General features: G+C 58.0%; 9 protein-coding genes, 4 tRNA genes and 5 rRNA genes. 4 read left to right on the forward strand and 14 right to left on the reverse strand.

Annotated features, from left to right (window positions below):
* Positions 1-94: 94 nt before the first annotated feature.
* From FJQ89_RS16920 to FJQ89_RS16985, 14 genes are all read right to left on the reverse strand, one after another.
* Positions 95-2,970, reverse strand: a 23S ribosomal RNA gene (locus FJQ89_RS16920).
* A gap of 242 nt (positions 2,971-3,212) precedes the next feature.
* A tRNA-Ala gene (locus FJQ89_RS16925) sits at positions 3,213-3,288 on the reverse strand.
* Between the two features lie 25 nt (positions 3,289-3,313).
* Positions 3,314-3,390: transfer RNA gene (locus FJQ89_RS16930), tRNA-Ile, on the reverse strand.
* 80 nt (positions 3,391-3,470) lie between these two features.
* Positions 3,471-5,001, reverse strand: a 16S ribosomal RNA gene (locus FJQ89_RS16935).
* A gap of 689 nt (positions 5,002-5,690) precedes the next feature.
* Positions 5,691-5,803, reverse strand: a 5S ribosomal RNA gene (gene rrf / locus FJQ89_RS16940).
* Positions 5,804-5,941: 138 nt separating this feature from the next.
* Positions 5,942-8,816 (reverse strand): 23S ribosomal RNA (locus tag FJQ89_RS16945).
* Positions 8,817-9,062: 246 nt separating this feature from the next.
* Positions 9,063-9,138: transfer RNA gene (locus FJQ89_RS16950), tRNA-Ala, on the reverse strand.
* Positions 9,139-9,157: 19 nt separating this feature from the next.
* A tRNA-Ile gene (locus FJQ89_RS16955) sits at positions 9,158-9,234 on the reverse strand.
* Between the two features lie 98 nt (positions 9,235-9,332).
* A 16S ribosomal RNA gene (locus tag FJQ89_RS16960) occupies positions 9,333-10,863 on the reverse strand.
* Together the 16S, 23S and 5S rRNA genes with 4 tRNA genes alongside form the textbook arrangement of a ribosomal RNA operon.
* 412 nt (positions 10,864-11,275) lie before the next feature.
* The gene (locus FJQ89_RS16965; protein WP_141171015.1) at positions 11,276-12,004 is read right to left on the reverse strand and encodes a YfaP family protein; all 729 of its coding nucleotides are present in this window, start codon (positions 12,002-12,004) and stop codon (positions 11,276-11,278) included.
* A gap of 29 nt (positions 12,005-12,033) precedes the next feature.
* On the reverse strand, positions 12,034-13,737 hold the full coding sequence (locus FJQ89_RS16970) for a DUF2300 domain-containing protein (RefSeq protein WP_141171016.1): 1,704 nt from the start codon (positions 13,735-13,737) through the stop codon (positions 12,034-12,036).
* Positions 13,737-18,287 (reverse strand): alpha-2-macroglobulin family protein, encoded by a 4,551-nt coding sequence (locus FJQ89_RS16975; protein WP_243136095.1) that lies wholly within the window; start codon positions 18,285-18,287, stop codon positions 13,737-13,739. The genes FJQ89_RS16970 and FJQ89_RS16975 overlap by 1 nt, the downstream gene beginning before the upstream one ends.
* Complete coding sequence (locus FJQ89_RS16980) at positions 18,284-18,946, reverse strand: DUF1175 family protein (protein ID WP_243136096.1); 663 nt, start codon at positions 18,944-18,946, stop codon at positions 18,284-18,286. The genes FJQ89_RS16975 and FJQ89_RS16980 overlap by 4 nt, the downstream gene beginning before the upstream one ends.
* Positions 18,943-20,544 carry a DUF2138 family protein gene (locus FJQ89_RS16985; RefSeq protein WP_168208475.1) on the reverse strand — a complete coding sequence of 534 codons (1,602 nt, stop codon included), beginning with the start codon at positions 20,542-20,544 and terminating at the stop codon, positions 18,943-18,945. Before FJQ89_RS16985 ends, FJQ89_RS16980 begins: the two co-directional genes overlap by 4 nt.
* 141 nt (positions 20,545-20,685) lie before the next feature.
* Here FJQ89_RS16985 and FJQ89_RS16990 point away from each other — a divergent pair, with 141 nt between their 5' ends.
* The 4 genes from FJQ89_RS16990 to FJQ89_RS17005 are packed head-to-tail and all read left to right on the forward strand — an operon-like array spanning position 20,686 to position 25,243.
* Complete coding sequence (locus tag FJQ89_RS16990; protein WP_141171019.1) at positions 20,686-22,194, forward strand: B12-binding domain-containing radical SAM protein; 1,509 nt, start codon at positions 20,686-20,688, stop codon at positions 22,192-22,194.
* 57 nt (positions 22,195-22,251) lie between these two features.
* Positions 22,252-23,385 carry an MlaE family ABC transporter permease gene (locus FJQ89_RS16995; RefSeq protein WP_141171020.1) on the forward strand — a complete coding sequence of 378 codons (1,134 nt, stop codon included), beginning with the start codon at positions 22,252-22,254 and terminating at the stop codon, positions 23,383-23,385.
* Positions 23,385-24,284: an ABC transporter ATP-binding protein gene (locus FJQ89_RS17000; protein WP_141171021.1), complete on the forward strand. Its 900-nt coding sequence runs from the start codon at positions 23,385-23,387 to the stop codon at positions 24,282-24,284. Before FJQ89_RS16995 ends, FJQ89_RS17000 begins: the two co-directional genes overlap by 1 nt.
* Complete coding sequence (locus tag FJQ89_RS17005; protein ID WP_099761809.1) at positions 24,284-25,243, forward strand: MlaD family protein; 960 nt, start codon at positions 24,284-24,286, stop codon at positions 25,241-25,243. Before FJQ89_RS17000 ends, FJQ89_RS17005 begins: the two co-directional genes overlap by 1 nt.
* The last annotated feature ends 10 nt before the right edge of the window (positions 25,244-25,253 follow it).

Consider the following 25,253-nt stretch of genomic DNA (forward strand, 5'->3'; position numbering starts at 1 on the left):
TGAATCTGGAAGAAGCAAAGATTGGGTAATGAATAGTAGTATCAACAAACGCACAACGTTGTACCGTCTTATCCTCTGTACCTGCTAAGGTTATAGGGACAAGCCGTACGGGCAATTAGTACTGGTTAGCTTAATGCATTACTGCACTTCCACACCCAGCCTATCAACGTCCTGGTCTCGAACGACCCTTCAAAGAGCTCAAGGCTCTGGGAAATCTCATCTCAAGGCAAGTTTCCCGCTTAGATGCTTTCAGCGGTTATCTCTTCCGTATTTAGCTACCCGGCAATGCCACTGGCGTGACAACCGGTACACCAGAGATACGTCCACTCCGGTCCTCTCGTACTAGGAGCAGCCCCCTTCAAATTTCCAACGCCCACGGCAGATAGGGACCAAACTGTCTCACGACGTTTTAAACCCAGCTCACGTACCACTTTAAATGGCGAACAGCCATACCCTTGGGACCGGCTACAGCCCCAGGATGTGATGAGCCGACATCGAGGTGCCAAACTCCCCCGTCGATATGAACTCTTGGGAGGAATCAGCCTGTTATCCCCAGAGTACCTTTTATCCGTTGAGCGATGGCCCTTCCATACAGAACCACCGGATCACTATGTCCTACTTTCGTACCTGCTCGACTTGTCAGTCTCGCAGTTAAGCACGCTTATGCCATTGCACTATCAACACGATGTCCGACCGTATCTAGCGTACCTTCGAACTCCTCCGTTACACTTTAGGAGGAGACCGCCCCAGTCAAACTGCCTACCATGCACTGTCCCCGATCCGGATAACGGACCAAGGTTAGAACCTCAAACAAACCAGGGTGGTATTTCAAGGTTGGCTCCACGAGAACTAGCGTCCCCGCTTCAAAGCCTCCCACCTATCCTACACAGATTGGTTCAAAGTCCAATGCAAAGCTACAGTAAAGGTTCATGGGGTCTTTCCGTCTAGCCGCGGGTAGATTGCATCATCACAAACATTTCAACTTCGCTGAGTCTCGGGAGGAGACAGTGTGGCCATCGTTACGCCATTCGTGCAGGTCGGAACTTACCCGACAAGGAATTTCGCTACCTTAGGACCGTTATAGTTACGGCCGCCGTTTACTGGGACTTCAATCAAGAGCTTGCACCCCATCATTTAATCTTCCAGCACCGGGCAGGCGTCACACCCTATACGTCCACTTTCGTGTTTGCAGAGTGCTGTGTTTTTATTAAACAGTCGCAGCCACCAGTTTATTGCAACCCTTTCACCCTCATGGAGTAAACCAATCAAGCTACTGGGGCGTACCTTTTCCCGAAGTTACGGTACCAATTTGCCGAGTTCCTTCTCCCGAGTTCTCTCAAGCGCCTTAGAATACTCATCTCGCCCACCTGTGTCGGTTTGCGGTACGGTCTCGTATGACTGAAGCTTAGAGGCTTTTCTTGGAACCACTTCCGATTGCTTCGTGAACAAGTTCACTCGTCTCAACCCCTTGAATTACGCACCCGGATTTGCCTAAGTGCCTTCTATGAGCCAAAAACCAACTATTCCAACAGTTGGACAACCTTCCGCGATCCGTCCCCCCATCGCATCATACGACGGTGCAGGAATATTAACCTGCTTCCCATCAGCTACGCATCTCTGCCTCGCCTTAGGGGCCGACTCACCCTGCTCCGATGAACGTTGAACAGGAAACCTTGGGCTTACGGCGTGGAGGCTTTTCACCCCCATTATCGCTACTCATGTCAGCATTCGCACTTCTGATACCTCCAGCATCCTTTACAAGACACCTTCGCAGGCTTACAGAACGCTCTCCTACCATATCCAATAAAGGATATCCGCAGCTTCGGTGACTGGCTTAGCCCCGTTACATCTTCCGCGCAGGACGACTCGATCAGTGAGCTATTACGCTTTCTTTAAATGATGGCTGCTTCTAAGCCAACATCCTGACTGTTTTAGCCTTCCCACTTCGTTTTCCACTTAGCCAATCTTTGGGACCTTAGCTGGCGGTCTGGGTTGTTTCCCTCTTGACGCCGGACGTTAGCACCCGACGTCTGTCTCCCAAGCTCGCACTCATCGGTATTCGGAGTTTGCAATGGTTTGGTAAGTCGCAATGACCCCCTAGCCATAACAGTGCTCTACCCCCGATGGTGATACTTGAGGCACTACCTAAATAGTTTTCGGAGAGAACCAGCTATTTCCAAGTTTGTTTAGCCTTTCACCCCTACCCACAGCTCATCCCCTAATTTTTCAACATTAGTGGGTTCGGACCTCCAGGGCGTGTTACCGCACCTTCATCCTGGCCATGAGTAGATCACTTGGTTTCGGGTCTACACCCAGCGACTGATCGCCCTATTCGGACTCGATTTCTCTACGGCTTCCCTATGCGGTTAACCTTGCCACTGAATGTAAGTCGCTGACCCATTATACAAAAGGTACGCAGTCACGGAACAAGTCCGCTCCTACTGTTTGTATGCACACGGTTTCAGGATCTATTTCACTCCCCTTCCGGGGTTCTTTTCGCCTTTCCCTCACGGTACTGGTTCACTATCGGTCGATTACGAGTATTTAGCCTTGGAGGATGGTCCCCCCATATTCAGACAGGATGTCACGTGTCCCGCCCTACTTGTCGTACGCTTAGTACCACCGGTCCGATTTCACATACGGGGCTATCACCCACTATGGCTCCTATTTCCAGAGGATTCTGTTATCGGTCCGACTATCACGTACAGGCTCTTCCCATTTCGCTCGCCGCTACTTTGGGAATCTCGGTTGATTTCTTTTCCTGCAGCTACTTAGATGTTTCAGTTCGCCGCGTTCGCCTTGCATACCTATGTATTCAGTATGCAATACCCTAAAAGGGTGGGTTGCCCCATTCGGAAATCTGCGGATCAAAGTGTGTTTGCTCACTCCCCGCAGCTTATCGCAAGCTACTACGTCCTTCATCGCCTGTAATCGCCAAGGCATCCACCATGTGCACTTATTCGCTTGTCCCTATAACGTTAGCCTCTCATCATTTGCATGATGAAAGAGCGCTACAGGGATAAGAAAGTACAACGTTGTTGCTTGTTTGTTGATACATACAATCATTACCCATCGATTCGCTTTTTACGGCAAACCGATCAATAAATAATCTTTACTTCTTCCAGATTGTTAAAGAACATACAGCACTTGATCTCGAAAAGACCAAACCTAAATCCCGGTGCATGATCAGCACTGATTTACGTTTGAACTTTTGGTGGAGGATGACGGGATCGAACCGACGACCCCCTGCTTGCAAAGCAGGTGCTCTCCCAGCTGAGCTAATCCCCCTAGGGTATTTCCAGACTACAGAAACTGGTAGGGCTGGTTGGACTCGAACCAACGACCCCCGCGTTATCAACACGGTGCTCTAACCAGCTGAGCTACAGCCCCAAATGCTGTTCTTTATATTAACAGCCGATAAGTGTGAACATTTGATGCGTGAATCATTACTGATTCAGTGCAAACTCTAGAAAGGAGGTGATCCAGCCGCACCTTCCGATACGGCTACCTTGTTACGACTTCACCCCAGTCACGAATCCTACCGTGGTAAGCGCCCTCCTTGCGGTTAAGCTACCTACTTCTGGTAAAACCCGCTCCCATGGTGTGACGGGCGGTGTGTACAAGACCCGGGAACGTATTCACCGCGACATGCTGATCCGCGATTACTAGCGATTCCAACTTCATGCAGTCGAGTTGCAGACTACAATCCGGACTACGATACACTTTCTGCGATTAGCTCCCCCTCGCGGGTTGGCGGCGCTCTGTATGTACCATTGTATGACGTGTGAAGCCCTACCCATAAGGGCCATGAGGACTTGACGTCATCCCCACCTTCCTCCGGTTTGTCACCGGCAGTCTCATTAGAGTGCCCTTTCGTAGCAACTAATGACAAGGGTTGCGCTCGTTGCGGGACTTAACCCAACATCTCACGACACGAGCTGACGACAGCCATGCAGCACCTGTGTACTGGTTCTCTTTCGAGCACTCCTCAATCTCTCGAGGATTCCAGCCATGTCAAGGGTAGGTAAGGTTTTTCGCGTTGCATCGAATTAATCCACATCATCCACCGCTTGTGCGGGTCCCCGTCAATTCCTTTGAGTTTTAATCTTGCGACCGTACTCCCCAGGCGGTCTACTTCACGCGTTAGCTGCGTTACCAAGTCAATTAAGACCCGACAACTAGTAGACATCGTTTAGGGCGTGGACTACCAGGGTATCTAATCCTGTTTGCTCCCCACGCTTTCGTGCATGAGCGTCAATCTTGACCCAGGGGGCTGCCTTCGCCATCGGTGTTCCTCCACATATCTACGCATTTCACTGCTACACGTGGAATTCTACCCCCCTCTGCCAGATTCTAGCCTTGCAGTCTCCAATGCAATTCCCAGGTTGAGCCCGGGGATTTCACATCAGACTTACAAAACCGCCTGCGCACGCTTTACGCCCAGTAATTCCGATTAACGCTTGCACCCTACGTATTACCGCGGCTGCTGGCACGTAGTTAGCCGGTGCTTATTCTTCAGGTACCGTCATTAGCAAGAGATATTAGCTCTCACCGTTTCTTCCCTGACAAAAGAGCTTTACAACCCGAAGGCCTTCTTCACTCACGCGGCATTGCTGGATCAGGCTTTCGCCCATTGTCCAAAATTCCCCACTGCTGCCTCCCGTAGGAGTCTGGACCGTGTCTCAGTTCCAGTGTGGCTGGTCGTCCTCTCAGACCAGCTACTGATCGATGCCTTGGTAGGCTTTTACCCTACCAACTAGCTAATCAGATATCGGCCGCTCCACGAGCATGAGGTCTTGCGATCCCCCACTTTCATCCTTAGATCGTATGCGGTATTAGCGTAACTTTCGCTACGTTATCCCCCACTCTAGGGTACGTTCCGATATATTACTCACCCGTTCGCCACTCGCCACCAGAGCAAGCTCCGTGCTGCCGTTCGACTTGCATGTGTAAGGCATGCCGCCAGCGTTCAATCTGAGCCAGGATCAAACTCTTCAGTTTAATCTCTGTTACTTTGCCATTTTATTGGCACCGTCTTGCGACGGGTCGCTCACTCAAAAAACTGACAGGCCACTACTTGCGTAGCGCCTATTTCATTATTTCTTGTGAACATTTGATATTTTAAGTTAGACGCCAATCCGAAGATTGGCGCTGCACTTACATCAAATGCCCACACTTATCGACTGTTAATTGTTAAAGAACGGTATTCGGTACTGCTTTCGCGCTATCGACAAAGCGTTGTGTTTGTCAGCTGCGAAGAAGAAAGAGTATGGAGCATTTCGCTAAATCCGTCAAGCTTCTTTTTTACTACCCTCACCGTTTCAAGTGATCCCGTTGTTTCGCAAACTGCAGCGTCTCATTGGGGAGGCGAACTATAGCAAAGCTATACGCAGGCAGCAAGGTTTATTCTAAGAAAGTGTGAAATTTAATGGTGCGATGCGATATCGCCATCAAATTGACCAGGTAATACTATCGTGGACGCCCTGGTGCCCATTGACGCTGACATATTAACGGGCTGATCCACACGCAACTGCACCAGCTCGGCGCCGGCCTGGTGACTGCAGGAGCATCAATACGAAGATTAATACTGGCTGACGACTGCAATTTTTGTAATGCCTGGAGAATAAACCACCAGACGAAAAAAAACCCGACCATTTCTGATCGGGTTTTTCTCTTACTGCGAATAACAAGCCTGACGATAACCTACTTTCACACTGGTTGCAGCACTATCATCGGCGCAAAGTTGTTTCACGGTCCTGTTCGGGATGGGAAGGGGTGGGACCAACTTGCTATGGTCATCAGGCATAACTTGTACTGGCATTTGTCCTCAGTTGAGCGACAAAGCCTGAATCTGGAAGAAGCAAAGATTGGGGTAATGAATAGTAGTATCAACAAACGCACAACGTTGTACCGTCTTATCCTCTGTACCTGCTAAGGTTATAGGGACAAGCCGTACGGGCAATTAGTACTGGTTAGCTTAATGCATTACTGCACTTCCACACCCAGCCTATCAACGTCCTGGTCTCGAACGACCCTTTAAAGAGCTCAAGGCTCTGGGAAATCTCATCTCAAGGCAAGTTTCCCGCTTAGATGCTTTCAGCGGTTATCTCTTCCGTATTTAGCTACCCGGCAATGCCACTGGCGTGACAACCGGTACACCAGAGATACGTCCACTCCGGTCCTCTCGTACTAGGAGCAGCCCCCTTCAAATTTCCAACGCCCACGGCAGATAGGGACCAAACTGTCTCACGACGTTTTAAACCCAGCTCACGTACCACTTTAAATGGCGAACAGCCATACCCTTGGGACCGGCTACAGCCCCAGGATGTGATGAGCCGACATCGAGGTGCCAAACTCCCCCGTCGATATGAACTCTTGGGAGGAATCAGCCTGTTATCCCCAGAGTACCTTTTATCCGTTGAGCGATGGCCCTTCCATACAGAACCACCGGATCACTATGTCCTACTTTCGTACCTGCTCGACTTGTCAGTCTCGCAGTTAAGCACGCTTATGCCATTGCACTATCAACACGATGTCCGACCGTATCTAGCGTACCTTCGAACTCCTCCGTTACACTTTAGGAGGAGACCGCCCCAGTCAAACTGCCTACCATGCACTGTCCCCGATCCGGATAACGGACCAAGGTTAGAACCTCAAACAAACCAGGGTGGTATTTCAAGGTTGGCTCCACGAGAACTAGCGTCCCCGCTTCAAAGCCTCCCACCTATCCTACACAGATTGGTTCAAAGTCCAATGCAAAGCTACAGTAAAGGTTCATGGGGTCTTTCCGTCTAGCCGCGGGTAGATTGCATCATCACAAACATTTCAACTTCGCTGAGTCTCGGGAGGAGACAGTGTGGCCATCGTTACGCCATTCGTGCAGGTCGGAACTTACCCGACAAGGAATTTCGCTACCTTAGGACCGTTATAGTTACGGCCGCCGTTTACTGGGACTTCAATCAAGAGCTTGCACCCCATCATTTAATCTTCCAGCACCGGGCAGGCGTCACACCCTATACGTCCACTTTCGTGTTTGCAGAGTGCTGTGTTTTTATTAAACAGTCGCAGCCACCAGTTTATTGCAACCCTTTCACCCTCATGGAGTAAACCAATCAAGCTACCGGGGCGTACCTTTTCCCGAAGTTACGGTACCAATTTGCCGAGTTCCTTCTCCCGAGTTCTCTCAAGCGCCTTAGAATACTCATCTCGCCCACCTGTGTCGGTTTGCGGTACGGTCTCGTATGACTGAAGCTTAGAGGCTTTTCTTGGAACCACTTCCGATTGCTTCGTGAACAAGTTCACTCGTCTCAACCCCTTGAATTACGCGCCCGGATTTGCCTAAGCGCCTTCTATGAGCCAAAAACCAACTATTCCAACAGTTGGACAACCTTCCGCGATCCGTCCCCCATCGCATCATACGACGGTGCAGGAATATTAACCTGCTTCCCATCAGCTACGCATCTCTGCCTCGCCTTAGGGGCCGACTCACCCTGCTCCGATGAACGTTGAACAGGAAACCTTGGGCTTACGGCGTGGAGGCTTTTCACCCCCATTATCGCTACTCATGTCAGCATTCGCACTTCTGATACCTCCAGCATCCTTTACAAGACACCTTCGCAGGCTTACAGAACGCTCTCCTACCATATCCAATAAAGGATATCCGCAGCTTCGGTGACTGGCTTAGCCCCGTTACATCTTCCGCGCAGGACGACTCGATCAGTGAGCTATTACGCTTTCTTTAAATGATGGCTGCTTCTAAGCCAACATCCTGACTGTTTTAGCCTTCCCACTTCGTTTTCCACTTAGCCAATCTTTGGGACCTTAGCTGGCGGTCTGGGTTGTTTCCCTCTTGACGCCGGACGTTAGCACCCGACGTCTGTCTCCCAAGCTCGCACTCATCGGTATTCGGAGTTTGCAATGGTTTGGTAAGTCGCAATGACCCCCTAGCCATAACAGTGCTCTACCCCCGATGGTGATACTTGAGGCACTACCTAAATAGTTTTCGGAGAGAACCAGCTATTTCCAAGTTTGTTTAGCCTTTCACCCCTACCCACAGCTCATCCCCTAATTTTTCAACATTAGTGGGTTCGGACCTCCAGGGCGTGTTACCGCACCTTCATCCTGGCCATGAGTAGATCACTTGGTTTCGGGTCTACACCCAGCGACTGATCGCCCTATTCGGACTCGATTTCTCTACGGCTTCCCTATATGGTTAACCTTGCCACTGAATGTAAGTCGCTGACCCATTATACAAAAGGTACGCAGTCACGGAACAAGTCCGCTCCTACTGTTTGTATGCACACGGTTTCAGGATCTATTTCACTCCCCTTCCGGGGTTCTTTTCGCCTTTCCCTCACGGTACTGGTTCACTATCGGTCGATTACGAGTATTTAGCCTTGGAGGATGGTCCCCCCATATTCAGACAGGATGTCACGTGTCCCGCCCTACTTGTCGTACGCTTAGTATCACCGGTCTGATTTCGAATACGGGACTATCACCCGCTACGGTTCCTATTTCCAGAGGATTCTTCTATCAGTCCGACTATCACGTACAGGCTCTTCCCATTTCGCTCGCCGCTACTTTGGGAATCTCGGTTGATTTCTTTTCCTGCAGCTACTTAGATGTTTCAGTTCGCCGCGTTCGCCTTGCATACCTATGTATTCAGTATGCAATACCCTAAAAGGGTGGGTTGCCCCATTCGGAAATCTGCGGATCAAAGTGTGTTTGCTCACTCCCCGCAGCTTATCGCAAGCTACTACGTCCTTCATCGCCTGTAATCGCCAAGGCATCCACCATGTGCACTTATTCGCTTGTCCCTATAACGTTAGCCTCTGATCACTAGGTGTCCAAAGAGCGCTACAGGGATAAGAAAGTACAACGTTGTTGCTTGTTTGTTGATACATACAATCATTACCCATCAAGTCGCCTCATGCATTGCTGCACGCATAGACTTGATCAATAAATAATCTTTACTTCTTCCAGATTGTTAAAGAACGAAACAGCTTTGATCGCTAAAAGATCAAACCTAAACCTGACGGCTTACGTTTGCACTTTCAAAGTATTGGTGGAGGATGACGGGATCGAACCGACGACCCCCTGCTTGCAAAGCAGGTGCTCTCCCAGCTGAGCTAATCCCCCTGAGATTTTACTAATTAGCTGGTAGGGCTGGTTGGACTCGAACCAACGACCCCCGCGTTATCAACACGGTGCTCTAACCAGCTGAGCTACAGCCCCAACGCGGAACTACTACGACTACTGTTTCTTCTTAATTAAACAGCCGATAAGTGTGAACATTTGATGCGTGAATCATTACTGATTCGTGCAAACTCTAGAAAGGAGGTGATCCAGCCGCACCTTCCGATACGGCTACCTTGTTACGACTTCACCCCAGTCACGAATCCTACCGTGGTAAGCGCCCTCCTTGCGGTTAAGCTACCTACTTCTGGTAAAACCCGCTCCCATGGTGTGACGGGCGGTGTGTACAAGACCCGGGAACGTATTCACCGCGACATGCTGATCCGCGATTACTAGCGATTCCAACTTCATGCAGTCGAGTTGCAGACTACAATCCGGACTACGATACACTTTCTGCGATTAGCTCCCCCTCGCGGGTTGGCGGCGCTCTGTATGTACCATTGTATGACGTGTGAAGCCCTACCCATAAGGGCCATGAGGACTTGACGTCATCCCCACCTTCCTCCGGTTTGTCACCGGCAGTCTCATTAGAGTGCCCTTTCGTAGCAACTAATGACAAGGGTTGCGCTCGTTGCGGGACTTAACCCAACATCTCACGACACGAGCTGACGACAGCCATGCAGCACCTGTGTACTGGTTCTCTTTCGAGCACTCCCTGATCTCTCAAGGATTCCAGCCATGTCAAGGGTAGGTAAGGTTTTTCGCGTTGCATCGAATTAATCCACATCATCCACCGCTTGTGCGGGTCCCCGTCAATTCCTTTGAGTTTTAATCTTGCGACCGTACTCCCCAGGCGGTCTACTTCACGCGTTAGCTGCGTTACCAAGTCAATTAAGACCCGACAACTAGTAGACATCGTTTAGGGCGTGGACTACCAGGGTATCTAATCCTGTTTGCTCCCCACGCTTTCGTGCATGAGCGTCAATCTTGACCCAGGGGGCTGCCTTCGCCATCGGTGTTCCTCCACATATCTACGCATTTCACTGCTACACGTGGAATTCTACCCCCCTCTGCCAGATTCTAGCCTTGCAGTCTCCAATGCAATTCCCAGGTTGAGCCCGGGGATTTCACATCAGACTTACAAAACCGCCTGCGCACGCTTTACGCCCAGTAATTCCGATTAACGCTTGCACCCTACGTATTACCGCGGCTGCTGGCACGTAGTTAGCCGGTGCTTATTCTTCAGGTACCGTCATTAGCAAGAGATATTAGCTCTCACCGTTTCTTCCCTGACAAAAGAGCTTTACAACCCGAAGGCCTTCTTCACTCACGCGGCATTGCTGGATCAGGCTTTCGCCCATTGTCCAAAATTCCCCACTGCTGCCTCCCGTAGGAGTCTGGACCGTGTCTCAGTTCCAGTGTGGCTGGTCGTCCTCTCAGACCAGCTACTGATCGATGCCTTGGTAGGCTTTTACCCTACCAACTAGCTAATCAGATATCGGCCGCTCCACGAGCATGAGGTCTTGCGATCCCCCACTTTCATCCTTAGATCGTATGCGGTATTAGCGTAACTTTCGCTACGTTATCCCCCACTCTAGGGTACGTTCCGATATATTACTCACCCGTTCGCCACTCGCCACCAGAGCAAGCTCCGTGCTGCCGTTCGACTTGCATGTGTAAGGCATGCCGCCAGCGTTCAATCTGAGCCAGGATCAAACTCTTCAGTTTAATCTCTGTTACTTTGCCCTTTTACAGGCACCGTCATTTCTGACGGGTCGCTCACTCAAAAAACTGACAGGCCACTACTTGCGTAGCGCCTATTTCATTATTTCTTGTGAACATTTGATATTTTAAGTTAGACGCCAATCCGAAGATTGGCGCTGCACTTACATCAAATGCTCACACTTATCGACTGTTAATTGTTAAAGAACGGTATTCGGTACTGCTTATTTGCTACTTTCGCGCTATCGACAAAGCGTTGTGTTTGTCAGCTGCGAAGAAGGAAGAGTATGAAGCTTTTTCAGCATTTCGTCAACCTTCTTTTTTACCCACTTCACTCAGCATTTGCATGCATCGTTCAGCGAGGGGGCGAATTATAGCCGTGCCCCGTGCACCCTGCAAGGGCTATTTGCGGCCATTTTTATGGCAAGACAAACGATTTCACCAGGGTCAGCTCGCCGGCGGCCCGCATCGGCACCTGGAAGCTCTGCAGCTTTTCACGTGGCGTGCCTTCATTGGTGATGATCGATATGCGGGCGACGGTCAGCATGGAGGTGTTCTCGCCGCTGCCGTAGTAATTGACATAGGCGTGATAGTTGCCCTTCAAGGGCGCCGCGCTGGAAAAGATTTCCGGGCCATAGCCAGTAGTCACGTCCACATCCAGCGCGCCGCCATCTTTCAATACGCGATTGCCATACCAGGCGTGGCCACCGTCCGGCGTGACCACATGCAGATCGAGGTCGGTGCCGGCACTGTCCCAGGACAGCACGATACGCAAGCGCGCCTGCGTCTTGCCCTGGTAGCTGTCGACAAACTGGGTGCGTGCGCGGCTCCTGCCATCGGGCGAACGCACTTCCACGCTGTTCGAGCCGCTGCCGAAGCCATACGGTCGCCCATAGCTGCCGTCTTCGCCCACTTCCATCGGCATCGCCACGCCGTTGACCACCAGGGTGGCGGGCTTGCCCTTGATCGCGCCGGCAATACGCCCCCTTATCTGCGCCGTCTCGGCCTGGCCCGGCTGCAGGTTGACCGACGCGGCGGGGTAATTGACCGCCTGCGTGTATTCCTCAGTTGCACCGGCCGAATTGCGCCAGCCGCTCCTGGGAGCGTCGATGGTGACCTGGGCCTGCGCCCAGATTGGCAATAGCATCAGGGGAATCGAGCAACGGATATAAAAACTCACAGGGCCTCCAGGTTAAGGTCGACGAGCCGGCGGGCCAGCCGCTCGACATATTCTTCGTCCTGGCCGCGCGGATGACGGCGCAGGCCAAGGTGTAAGTATTCATGGGCCAAGGTGATGCGGTCTTCGCGCGTGGCAAGCGGCCGCATGAAGATGCGGTTACGCGACTGCTCCGAATACGGCGCGCCGCTGGACAGGGCACAGACCAGCGGCGCTTGCGGCGGCGCTTCGTAACCGGCCTCGCGCAGCAGCACGCGCTGCCAGCGCGGCACGGAGCGCGCCAGCCAATCCTCGTTCTGCGCCAAGCGCCGACAACGCGCGCCGGTATTGCCAAAGGTGCTCAGCGCGCCGCCGGGATAGGCCATCGCCAGCAATTCATCATAGTGCTTGCCTTGTCTGGCCTGGCGCACCGCCTCGCTCCACGCCATCGTGCCCTCGGATGGCAAGGTACTGTGATAGCGCACGGTGACGCCATCGACGATCAGCTGGTCGGTCCAGCGAGCAATGTCCAGCGCCGCGGGCGTGGCGGGGCTGGGGCTGACGCGCTGGGTTGCGCTGCTGTCGGCGATCTGCTGGCAGCCCGCCACAGTCACCGCATTCTGCTGCAGATACGTGCGCGCGGCGATTGCCAGCGCCTTGGCCGCTTCCGGTTCGCCAGTATTCGCTTCGCGGTCAAGCACGCGCGCCACATATTCATTGACGCCGAAGCGGCCGCGCAATTGCGGACGGCCGCCCTTCTCCTGCAACAGCATCAACTCACCGTTACTGCGCAAGGCGAGGTTCTGGCCATTCTCGAATTGCACATGGTAGCGGCCATTGAGCGGGCCAGCTGCGGCCATGCCACGCTCGCCGCGCACGGCACGGATCGGATAGCGCTTGAAGTAATCGACCACCACGCAGCCGCCATCGTCGGGCGCCCCCATTTTCGGCAAGCTGGCGGCCAGCCTGGGCGCCCACTGCTCAAAGACATTGCTGCTGCCGCCCGCGCCGCCAAACCAGATCGGCGTGCCGTCAGCCAGCCAGCCGGCCGCGCCGCCGATTCGTTTGTCTGCCCGGTGCTGCTCATGCCAGGAATACGTCTTCACGCGCAACTGGCTGCCGAACCAGCGCGCCGTCCCGGCCCCGCGCCCGTCCAGCACCACACGCAGCAGCGCAGCCTCGGCGTCCACGCGGCTGGCGGCCGGTATGCTGTCCAGCGCGCGCAGCAGGCTGTCCAGGCGCACCATGCGCTTTGGTGCCAGCTGCTCGGGATTGGCCAGCCAGGCAAAGTCGCCTGCCGGTGCGCTACCCAGGCGGCCGGTCCAGTACTGGCGCCATGACGCCGGCGCAATCATCAGGCGTTTCGGCGAAAAAAATGGACCACAGGACTGCGCCAGCGCCGCGTCGTGGCCTATGCTCTGACCCGCATCGCAGCAATACACTTCTTCCGGATCGCGGCCGCCGCAGCGGTAGTCCGGCATCGCCACCTTGTTATCGCTCGCGTATACATACACGAACAGCTTCCACAGGCTGGCCAGCGGCACTTGCCGCGTGCCGTCAAACGGCGGCGAGAGTGGCAGCGTGGCGCCGCCCTGGCGCAGCTGCCGCACTTCCATCTTGCCATCCTTCCACCAGGCGACATCCAGCGATTTTGACGATGACTGCGACCAGGCAGGTGCGGCCAGCAGCAGGGTCGCCATCAATGCAGGAAGGGCTGCGCGCATCACTCGACCTTCAGAGCGCGCATGGTCTTGCCGCCGCCTTCGAACGCTTTCTGCTCGGGCTGGTACATGCGGTAAAAGCGCGCCGGCGGCAGCACGTAACTGCCCTTTTGCGCGAAGCGCAGCAAATGGCGCACCGTCACGTCGCCGGCCAAAGGCTCGATCGGCACGGCATAGCCGTCGCGGCGCTCCGTGTGGCGTGCACGTTCCAGCGCAGCCGGCTTGTCGCCCGCCATGACCATGCCCCAGGTGGTCGATTCGACCATGGCGCCTGGCGGCAGCGCCACCTCCAGCAAGCCAAAGCGGTGCTTCGCGCCCGGTGCCGCTTTCAAGGTGATTTCATCGAGGTACAACGCGTCCGTACTGAGCGCCTCGCCCGGCTTGAGCAGTTCTGTCGTATAGCCTCCCTTGCCCGCCTTCAAGCGCAGGATGCGACGTTCGACGGCGACCGGCAAGGTCTGCGCTTCGGCCGCGTGACTGTCGTACTGCAGCACGGCCACCGTGCCCGCAGGCGCAGGCGCAGCGAGACGCAGTTTGTCAGGCAAGACCTTGGCGTCATGCCAGCGCCAGAGCGGCTGGCCACTGCGGCTTTCGCGCTTTTGCCAGGCGCCGTCCAGCGCCACGGCAGGTCCCTTGCCGAACGATGCGCCACCCAGCTTCTTTTGCACCCACAGCAACGTCATCGCGCGGTCGAGGGTCGGCATTTCGGCGCGCACGCCGGCCAGCACCGCATCGGCCTGCGATGGGGGCACTTCGCCAGACAGCATCAACAAGGCCTGCGCCACCGGCGCTTTCGATTCGCGCAAGACTTGCCAGGCGCTGGCCACTTGCAGCTGCAGCCCATGCGGCAAGGCGATGCCATTCTGGCTGGCGACCAGCGCCACCAGGCCCAGCGCCATCGCCTGCGCTTCGCGGTCAGAGGCGCCGCCCAGCAGCAGGCTGCCGCTGTCGCCTGCCAGGCGCGGCTTGCCGCCCAGGACGGCGATGGCGCTGTCGTCCACCAGGCCGGCAGCCAGTGTCTGCGTGGGCAGGCCCATCTCGCGCGCCATCCACAGCACCAGCGCGCGGTCGCCCATCGCATCCTTCAAGCCATGTTCGCTGTAGACGGCCAGCAGCTTGTTCCAGTGCTCGGGCGGCAACTCGATGTGCAGCGCGCGCGCCGCGTACCAGTCCGCGTAATAGGCGTAGGCCGTCATCAAGGCATTGCCGGCCGTGGCGTTACCCCACCAGCCGAAGACGGCGTTCGGACCAGCCATGGAGACCAGGCGCAGGCGCTGCGCCGTGAGTAGCGTTTGCAGGCGTTCGCTTGCCGCGCCGGTATCCGGCCCCAGGCTTTGCGTGGCCAGCGCCAGCGGAATCAAGCGGCTCGCCGTCTGTTCCACGCAACCATACGGATAGTCGATCAGGTCGTCGGCAATGCGCGCGAACTGGCTGGCCGCGCCCTGCGCGAACGAGACGCGGATATTGCGCGCGTCCGCCGGCAGCTTGAGTGGAGTCTCACCAGTGGCGCCATCGAGCGGCAGCACCAGCGAGCGCGGGCTGCTCCAGGCGGCGGGCAAGGTTTGCATGGCCGTCTCTAACGCGTCGAGCAGTTTTCCGTTCTGTTTTACTTCCAGGCGCAGAGGTCCGGCCCCTGGGGCGAGCGGGAATTCGACATAGTTTACGCCCGGTTTGGCGGACAGTTTTTCCGTCTTCGGCTGCGCCCCGCCGGAGAGGAGCACGTCGAGCGCCTGCTCCTTGCCCGTCTGGTTGAACACGGCCACCGAGGCACGCGGCGCATCGCCGGCACGCATCCAGTCGGGCGCCGTCCACTTGGCATAGAAGTTCTTGTCCGACCGCAGATAGGCAGTGCGCTGGCCGACGCGACCTTGGCTATCCATCGCGCGGCCGGTGATCCTCCAGCGGGTCAGCGCGTCGGGCATGGTAAAGCTCACGCGTGCGTTGCCATTCGCATCGGTTTTCAGCGATGGCGCCCAGTAAGCCGTGTCGATATTGTCGCGGCGCGGACGTTCCAGCACCTTGACGCCGCGCTCGTTGTAGTTGTGGCGCGCGGGCGCACCGGCTGTACGGCCCTGCGCCATGTCGTAGCTGATGAAGGACAGGCTGGCCGTGGTGCGCACGTTATTGCGGCGCGGATGGTAGAAGAAGTCGCCGATGTCCGGCGCGATTTCCGGCTGCAGCACATAGATCATTTCATCGACCACGCCCAGCGCCACCAGCGTGCTCAATGGCTTGCCATCGAGGGTGGCCTTCACATCCAGCGTCACCTTCTCGCCCGGCTGGTAGACTTCCTTGTCACTCTTGAACTGCAACGCGATGCGTGGCTCGATCACTTGCAGGCCGGCGTTCTCGAAGACGAAGTCGCCATTGCGCGTGTACGCCACCGAGAACGTCATGTTCGGGCCATGCTCTTCTTTTACCGGGATGCGCACTCTCCACTGCCGCGGCGCCACCTGCTTCGCCTGATACCAATCAGCTGCGCCAGCCATCAAGCCATGGTGTTCCACCTTGTCGCGCTCGAGCGTCAACAGCGCCTGGTCGACCTTGTCCGAGAAGGTGATCAAGGCCTCGGCCATGTCGCCCGGACGATAGCGCGCGCGGTCCAGCACGATCTCGATGCTGCCCGGCGTCGTCTGCACGCCATCGCCGGCGACCCAGTGGCTGGCGGCGGCCAGCAGGTTGCCGCGCTCGTCGCGCAGCGCCAGCTGATACGAGCCCGAGGCCGGAAATGTCACATCCCAGCCCTTGGCGTTGGGATCGAACGCGCCCTCGGTCTTGCTCTGTTTTTCCAGCTGCACCATCTGCCAGCGCACGGGCCTGGCCGCGCCCTGGCCGTCGGCCAGCAAGTCGAAATGCACGACCTGGCCCGGATCGGAAAACTGGCGCGTGGCCTTCAACTGGTAGCTGCTGCTCGAGCGTTCTATCATCAGCTCGCGCGTCGCCTTGACGCGGTAGGCCGCGCCATCGGTCGCCAGCACGGTCAAGATGTAGCGCGAGGGATCGGCGGCGGGCGGCAAGGTGAAGTCCACATTGCCGCTGCCATCGCTCGTCACTTCCTCGGTTTTCAGGGACACCGGGAACAGGCCGCTGTAACGCAGCTCCCCCTCGACCATGGTGTTTTGCTGGCCGCGCAGCGACAGGGTCATCTTCGCGTTTTTCACCGGTTTGCCATCAGGGTAGCGCAGCGCGATGCTGCCCTTGACCATCTCGCCCGTCTTGAATTCCGGCTTCGATGGCTGGACGTTGATTTCAAAGTGCGGCTTGATGTATTCGGCCACGCGGAAGGCCGCGCCATATACGCCATCCTTGTAATTGAAGCGCAGTTCATAGCCGCCGGCGGTGGCTTCCGTGGGCAGACGGAAGCGCGTGTCGGCGCCCGTGTCACCGGACAGCTGCAGCGTTTGCGTCAGCAGCGGTGTGCCGTTCGGATTGAGCACGGTGAGACTGACAGGCGCGCTGGCCGCGGCCTGCGATGCGCGCGCCGACGTGAATTCACGGCCCAGGAACTTGACATTGACCTCGTCGCCGGGCCGGTACAGGGGCCGGTCGGTCACCGCATAAATCTTGGTGTTATAGATTTCACTGTCATAGTAAAAATTCTCGGACACGAACACGCCGCCGGCGCGGTCCTGGCCCAGCACATACGTATGTTCGGGACTGCCGCGCTCGAGCGACGCGACGCCATCAAAGCCGGTGACCGCCGACTGCAGCACGCCGGTGCCGTCGGTCCACGCCACGCTGGCGCCGGCCACGGCGGCGCTGTTGTCGCGCCGCGCCGTCCAGACCAGCATCTGGCCGGACGATACCTTGGTGACCGCCACCGTATCCGACACGAACACCAGGGTAGTGGCGCGGTGTTCGCCAATGATCGCTTCGACCAGGTACAAGCCCGGCTTGCGTTTGCCCAGCGGGATCATCACGTTGCCGGCGCCGGCGACGATGAAGTCGCTGCTCGATCCATCGAGCTTGACGCCTTTCGGCGGCGCGATGGCCTTGGCTTGCCAGATCGGATAGCGGAAGCTGTCGACCAGCTCCATGCCCTTGATCGGCTTGTATTGCGGATGGTTGGCGAGCACGGTCGGCCGGCGGATCGCATCATTCGTGGCCAGCTGCGGCTGTTCCTTGGTGACCGCGCGGCGCGCCTCGCCGGAAAACAGCTTGCGCCAGGCCAGGCGCGACTGCTTCCACCAGCTATCCCACAGAAAGCTCAAGGTGTTGGCCAGGCCTTCACCCTGGTAATTTCCTTCGACCTGGATGCGATGCAGATTGCGCTGTTTTTTCAGGAACTCCATCGGTTCGGGCACGCGGTAGATGACGATGTCGGCGCCGGAATACGCTTCCAGGTTCATGCGCCCCATGTCGCGGCCCGGCACTTCCAGGCGCACGCGCGCTTCATCAAGACTGCCGTAACTGACGTCCGACAGCAGGAAGAAGGGTTCGCCCTTGAAGGTGGCGTAGTTGCTCGGTTCGCGTTCCTGTGCGGAGGCGCCGCCAATGAGCACCAGCGCCAGCAAGCTGGCAAAGAACAGCTTCATGACAAAAATCGGCTTCATGACAAAAACGCCAGCCGGAACACACCGGCGAAATTCGGATTGTTGACCACAGGTTGCCACCGCGTGTCCTTCCAGCTCGTGAGTTCTTTGATATCGACGGTCCGCAGACCATTGTCGTCGGGGGTGACGGTGCCGGTGTGGTAAGCGATGCGCGCCCCCATCCAGACCATCAGGTGCTGTTCGTCGCCCTGGTCGAAAAACAGCAGGTCGCCGGGCAGCGCCTGGCTGATCTCGCGGGCGATGAAACGGCTGTTGTGCTGCACCAGCGCCAGCGCCGTGACGAAGTGGCCGATGCTGCCGCCCGTCTGTATCCAGCGGTTGCGCAAGGCGGCCTGGGTCGCGTCCAGTTCCAGCTCGGGCGGCAGGCGCCGGTCGCTGGCAATACCGTTCGCATGCAGCCACTTCGCGTCATGCACGCTCAATGCCTCGTTGACGGCAAAGCGCACCAGGCCGGCGCAATCGCGGTGCGTCCAGCGCGGCGACGGCCCCCGTTCGATCTGCGCGTTGACGATGCGCAGCATCCAGGCCTGGAAGGCGCGGCTCTGCGCCTGCGACAGCTGCACTTGCGGCTCGGCCGCCGCGCGCAGGGCCCAGGCGGGTGCGGCGACAGCAGCGACGCACACCGCCAGCGCAGCGCGCCGTCCATGCGACACCGTCATCGCGCCGCCTCCTGCCATTCCAGCGTTTCCCACGAGGTGCCGCTGGCTGGCTGCCGCTTGAGCACCATGCGCAGCGGCGGATATCTTTTCAAGGCGTCCAGGCGCGGCACCAGGTGTTCGTTGGCGGCTGCGCGCAGCACCGGTTCATTATTCGCCGGCAGGGTATCGAAGGCTTCCAGCTGGATCAGCCAGGCCAGCGATGCCGGCGCGATCAGGCCGATGGTGCGGGAAGCGTCAGGCAGCAGGTCGCTGGCGGCCGGCGCCTGCTTGCGGCGCACGGCCAGCACCTGGTCGACCAGCTTGCCGTCGGCCGAGAAGACAACCGTATTGCCGGCCACGGCCAGCGCCGGCGTGGACTGACCCAGCGCCGTGGCGACGCTGCGCTCCCAACGAATGGCGCCATCCTTGCCGGTGGTCTTGCGCACGGGGTCCTTGCCGCCGATGGCCGCCTCGAACAGGCTGCCATATACAGCGTCATCACCGGCCTGCGCACTGCGCGTGACCACAAACACCGGCGTATGCAGGCGCGAAGTGCCGTACCAGCACGCGGCGGCGGGTCCTTGCAAGTGCCCGGCCAGCGGCACCACCGGCTCCGATGTCTTGCTGCCCAGGCGCTTGAGCACGGGCTGCAGCGCGGTCCAGTCGACCGGCACGCTGAAGCAGGCGCTCGGGTTATGCGGCAGCACGGACCACAGGGCGCTGCTGTCATAAGCACCGTTTTTCAGTTTATCGGCATTGAGCAGCACCTTCGATTGCCAGGCGCCGTGTTGAAAATCGAAACGCAGCGCCTCTAACGCGCCAAAGAAGGGCTGGTAGCCGAACGACAGGAAATCCGCCTTGACGGCGATGCTGTGGCCCTCGGGCGCGGCGGTATCGAGATGGAATTGCGCATGAAAGACGTTCTGTTTGGCCGCCTCCGGCGCCAGCAGGCTGGCCACGGTTTTCTCGGCCGTGCCATCGCCATGCTTGCCGTCGCCGCCGCCATACAGCATGCCGGGATGGGACAGGATGACCAGGCGCTGGCCATGTGCGGCAAACAGCAAGGTGCGCTGCCAGGCATAATTGAGCGCGTAGACGGGCACGCTGTCGCCAGCGACGCGCAAGCTGCCGGCCACGCGCATTTGCGTATCCTTCAAGGCGATCTTGCCCGCTTCTTCCAGCAAACGCGTCAACTGGCTGCGCGACACGGCGATGGCGAAATGCTTGAGCGAACCGTCGGCGTCGCGCCACAAGGCCACCTCCGCCGGCTGGTCCAGCACCATGCGCAGCAGCTGGTCGCCCCAGCCCAGTTCATGTTCGTAGGCGATGCGGCGCAGGCTGCCCTTGAGCCCCAGCCGGTCTTCGCTCTGCTCGTAATAGAACAGGAAATCCTCGCGCAGCACGTCGCGCGCCAGCGGCACCGTCAGCAGGTCGCGCGGCAAGGTCGACAGGCTTTTCGTGCGGACCAGCGCGTCGGGCCTGGATAAATCCAGCTTCAGGCCGTTGACCGGCCCCATCGCGCCCCAGCCAAACGCGCGGTAGCCGACCAGTGCAGCCGCCACCAGCGCCACGCCAGCAAGTGAGCCGAACAGGACCTTGTTATTGCGTACTTTTTTCACCAGCACCGTGTATCCCCTGTTGCCCTGCCGAAGCATTGCCAAGTTAGTAATTATTGACAAATGGTAACATGGCATTTGTAGCCGCAGCGCACCGGTGACGCGACAGCGTAAAATAGCGGTTTCGCCGTTTCCATCGCCGCCATGACCATCCTGCTCTCCACCCTGAACGCCCGCTACACCCACGCTTCGCTGGGATTGCGCTATTTGCTGGCCAATATGGGCCCGCTGCAAGCGCAGACGCGGCTGCAGGAATTCGTCATCGGCACCAAGACAACGGAACTGGTCGAGCGCATCCTGGCGAACAAGCCGCGCATCATCGGTTTTGGCGTATATATATGGAACGTCGAGGAAACCACCAAGCTGGTAGCCATGCTCAAGCGCGTGGCGCCCGAGGTCATCATCGTGCTGGGCGGGCCGGAAGTGTCGCACGAGGCAGGTGAGCAAGAGATCGTCAAGCTGGCCGACTACCTGATCACGGGCTGGGGCGACGTCACCTTCCCCAAGCTGTGCGGCGAGATCCTCAACGGGCCGAAGCCGCTGATGAAGATCCATGCCGGCGTGCAGGCGCCGCTGGCGGAACTGCAACTGCCCTACTCCTTGTATACAGATGACGATATCCGCCACCGCACGATTTACGTGGAAGCGTCGCGCGGCTGCCCGTTCAAGTGCGAATTTTGCCTGTCGGCGCTGGACAAGACGGCCTGGCCCTTCGCGCTGGAGAACTTCCTGGCCGAGATGGAGTCGCTGCATGCGCGCGGCGCCCGCCTGTTCAAGTTCGTCGACCGCACCTTCAACCTGAACATCAAGACCAGTTTGAAGATCATGCAGTTCTTTCTGGACAAGATCGCGGCCAATCCGGACGATCCCATCTATGCCCACTTCGAGCTGGTGCCCGACCATCTGCCCGATGCCTTGAAAGAAGGCATCAGCAAGTTCCCGCCCGGCGCACTGCAGTTCGAGATCGGCATCCAGAGTTTCAATCCGGACGTGCAAGCGCTGGTCAGCCGCAAGCAGGACAATCAAAAGGCAGCCGACAACATCCGCTGGCTGTGCGAAGAATCGAACGCCCACCTGCACGTGGACTTGATCGCCGGCTTGCCGGGCGAAGATGAAGCGAGCTTTGCGGCCGGCTTCAACAAGCTGGTGGCCTTGAAACCGCATGAAATCCAGTTCGGTATCCTGAAACGCCTGCGCGGCACGCCCATCATCCGCCATACGGAAAATTACGGCATGGTGTTCGACCCGCACCCGCCGTACACCATCCTGGCGAATAAACAGCTCGATTTCATGAGCATGCAGCGCCTGGTGCGCTTCGCCCGCTACTGGGACCTGGTCGCCAACTCGGGCCGCTTCGCCAATACGGTGCAATGGATGCTGGGCGAATCGCCGTTTGAAAACTTCATGGACTTTTCGAACTGGCTGTACGCCCATACGGACGCCACCCACCGCATCGCCATGGAGCGCCTGGCCAAGCTGGTGGCGCAATGGCTGCAGACGCGCGGCATGAGCACGGTCGAGGCCAATGCCCTCGTGGCCAGCGACTATGCGGGCGGCGCGCAAGCGGCCAACCACGCCAAAACCAGCGACCAGCCGAAGGCGCACCTGGAGGCGGCAATACCGCAGCGGCAGGCGCGCCATCTGGCCTCCTGAAAGCGTGACGATTGAACATCGGTGGCGGTCTGCGCCATTCTCCCTTAAACTGGCACGATGCCGACTGTACAATCGCCGAAACTGACCCTCTCCCAGACCAGCTCCCAACAGGGAGCCCTTGTCACTGCCAGCGGCACCTGGCAGGTGCACGCCCTCGCGCATGACAATGCCATCAAGGCCATCGACGCCCAGCTCAAGCCCTTGCAGGGCGACACCAAGGCGCAATGGGACCTGTCGGCCATCGACAGCATGGACCATATCGGCGCCCAGCTGTTCTGGAATGCCTGGGGCAAGCAGCGTCCCGCGCAGCTGACCCTGGCGCCGTCGCAGGAAGAGTTTTTCCGGCGCATCGAAGAGACGGGCCCCCTGGAGACGCCGCCTTCGCGCGCCAACCGCCTCACGCCCGTGATGAAGCTGGGCATGGCCATCCTGCTGTTTTTCGAACATTTGAAGGGGTTTATTGCCCTTGTCGGCCAGGTGACGCAGGATATCGGCCGCTTTGCGCGCCACCCGATGCGCGGCCCATGGCGTGAAATTTCCGCCAATATCTTCCATGCGGGCTTCCAGGCGCTAGGCATCACGGCCCTGGTCGGCTTTCTGATCGGCGTGGTGCTGTCCTATCTGTCGGCGCAGCAGCTGCGCGCCTTTGGCGGCGACATTTATCTGGTCAACCTGCTGGGCATGAGCGTCATCCGCGAACTGGGGCCCTTATTGGCGGCCATCCTGGTGGCTGGCCGCTCGGGTTCGTCCATCACGGCCCAGCTGGGCGTGATGCGCGTCACGGAAGAGCTCGATGCCATGCTGGTGATGGGCATTTCGCACGGTTTCCGCCTGATCATGCCGAAAGTGCTGGCCCTGGCCATTTCCATGCCCCTGCTCGTCATCTGGACGGATACGGCCGCGCTGATCGGCGGCATGGTCGCGGCCAAGGTGGAATTGAATCTGTCGGCGCGCTACTTCATCCAGAAGCTGCCGGACGCCGTGCCGCTGGCCAACTACATGATCGGCCTGGGCAAGGGCGTGATTTTCGGCATGCTGATCGCCCTTGTCTCCTGCCACTTCGGCCTGCGCATCAAGGCCAATACGGAAAGCCTGGGGCACGGCACCACCACCGCCGTCGTCACGGCCATCACCGTGGTGATCCTGGCCGACGCCGTGTTCGCTATCGTCTTCAATGGAGTGGGCTACTGATGGCGGACGACACCGATATCGCTTGTGGCACGGGCAAGGACGGCCAGTTCAACCTGCATGGCAGCGCGCCCGTGGTGGAAATCACCAATCTGTGGACCAAGTTCGGCCGCACCGTCGTGCACCAGGACTTGAACCTGGAAATCGAACGGGGTGAAATCCTTTCCATCGTGGGCGGCTCCGGCACGGGCAAGACGGTGCTGCTGCGCCAGATGCTGGGCCTGGAACATCCGGCGCGGGGCTGCGTCAAAGTCTTTGGCGAAGATATCAACAAGGCAAGTTCCGACCAGTTGCAGCAATTGCGCAACCACTGGGGCATGCTGTTCCAGCAAGGCGCCCTGTATTCGGCCCTGACCGTGTTCGACAACGTGGCGCAGCCGATGCGCGAATTGCACGTGCTGCCCGAGGCGCTGGTGCACGACGCGGTATTATTAAAGATGAACATGGTGGGACTGGGCCCGGAACATGCGCTGAAAATGCCGTCGGACTTGTCGGGCGGCATGATCAAACGCGTGGCCCTGGCGCGCGCCCTGGCGCTGGAACCGAAGCTGCTGTTCCTCGACGAACCGACGGCGGGCCTGGACCCGGATCTGTCGGAAAGTTTTGTCGCCCTGATCCAGTCGCTGCACCGGGAACTGGGCTTGACGGTGGTGATGGTCACGCATGACCTCGACACCCTGTTTGCCCTGTCCACGCGCATCGCCGTGCTGGCGGAAAAACACGTGATCGCCATCGGCCCCACGCGCGAGGTCATCGAAGTGGATCACCCGTTCATCAAGCAATTTTTCCTCGGCGACCGCGGCAAGCGCGCGCTGGCCGTCCTCGATGAAAAACAGGCGGCGGCAGGCAAGGCGGCGCAGCCAGGCGACGATGCCGGCACAGACAAGAAAGCGGAGAAGTAATGGAAAACAGATCACATGCCCTGATGACGGGATTTTTTACACTCACCCTGCTGGTGGCGGCCATTCTGTTCGGCGTCTGGTTCAACCGTGACCGCGTGGAACGGGTGCCGTACCTGCTCGCCACCACCCTGTCCGTGCCGGGTCTGAACCCGCAGGCGACCGTGCGCTACCGGGGCCTGGAAGTGGGCAAGGTCGACGCCATCGATTTCGACACGCAAAAGGCGGGGCAAATCCTCGTGCACATCAGCGTGGCGCCCGATACCCCCGTCACCAACACGACATTTGCCAGCCTCGGTTACCAGGGTGTGACGGGCATCGCCTATATTCAGCTCGACGACGAGCACGTGGGTTCGAAACTGCTGGGCACCAGCAAGGACAAGCCTTCGCTGATCCCCTTGCGCGCCGGCTTGCTCGACCAGCTGGAAAAGCGCGGCAAGCGCATCCTCGACCAGGCAGAGCAGATCACCAACAAGGTGAATAATCTGCTCAGCCCCGACAACCAGGCCGCCATGCTGGGCGCCTTCAATGAAGTGGGCAAGGCAGCCAAGGCCTTTGGCGCCATTCCGCAGCAGCTGGAACCGACCCTGACGCAATTGCCGCAACTGACGGAACAAACACGCCAAACCTTGACGGCCGTCAGCACGGCCAGCAAGAACGTGTCGGATTTGACGGCCACGTGGAAAAAGCTGGGCAACGACATCCAGGCACCAGGCGGCGTGCTCGACAAGGTCAATGGCACGGTCGACCGGGTCGGCAATTCGGTGGAAACGGTGGCCAATGGCGTATCGCTGGAAGTGCTGCCGCAGGTCATCGAGCTGAGCGGCGAGGCGCGCTCCTCGATGCGCGCCCTGAAAACCACCATGAGCACGCTCAATGAACAGCCGCAGAGCATCTTGTTCGGCGCCCCAGACATCCCGCCCGGCCCGGGCGAGCCCGGTTTTTCGGCACCGGGCAAATAAGGAGAACACC

The organism is Janthinobacterium tructae, assembly GCF_006517255.1.
GTDB lineage: Bacteria > Pseudomonadota > Gammaproteobacteria > Burkholderiales > Burkholderiaceae_D > Janthinobacterium > Janthinobacterium tructae.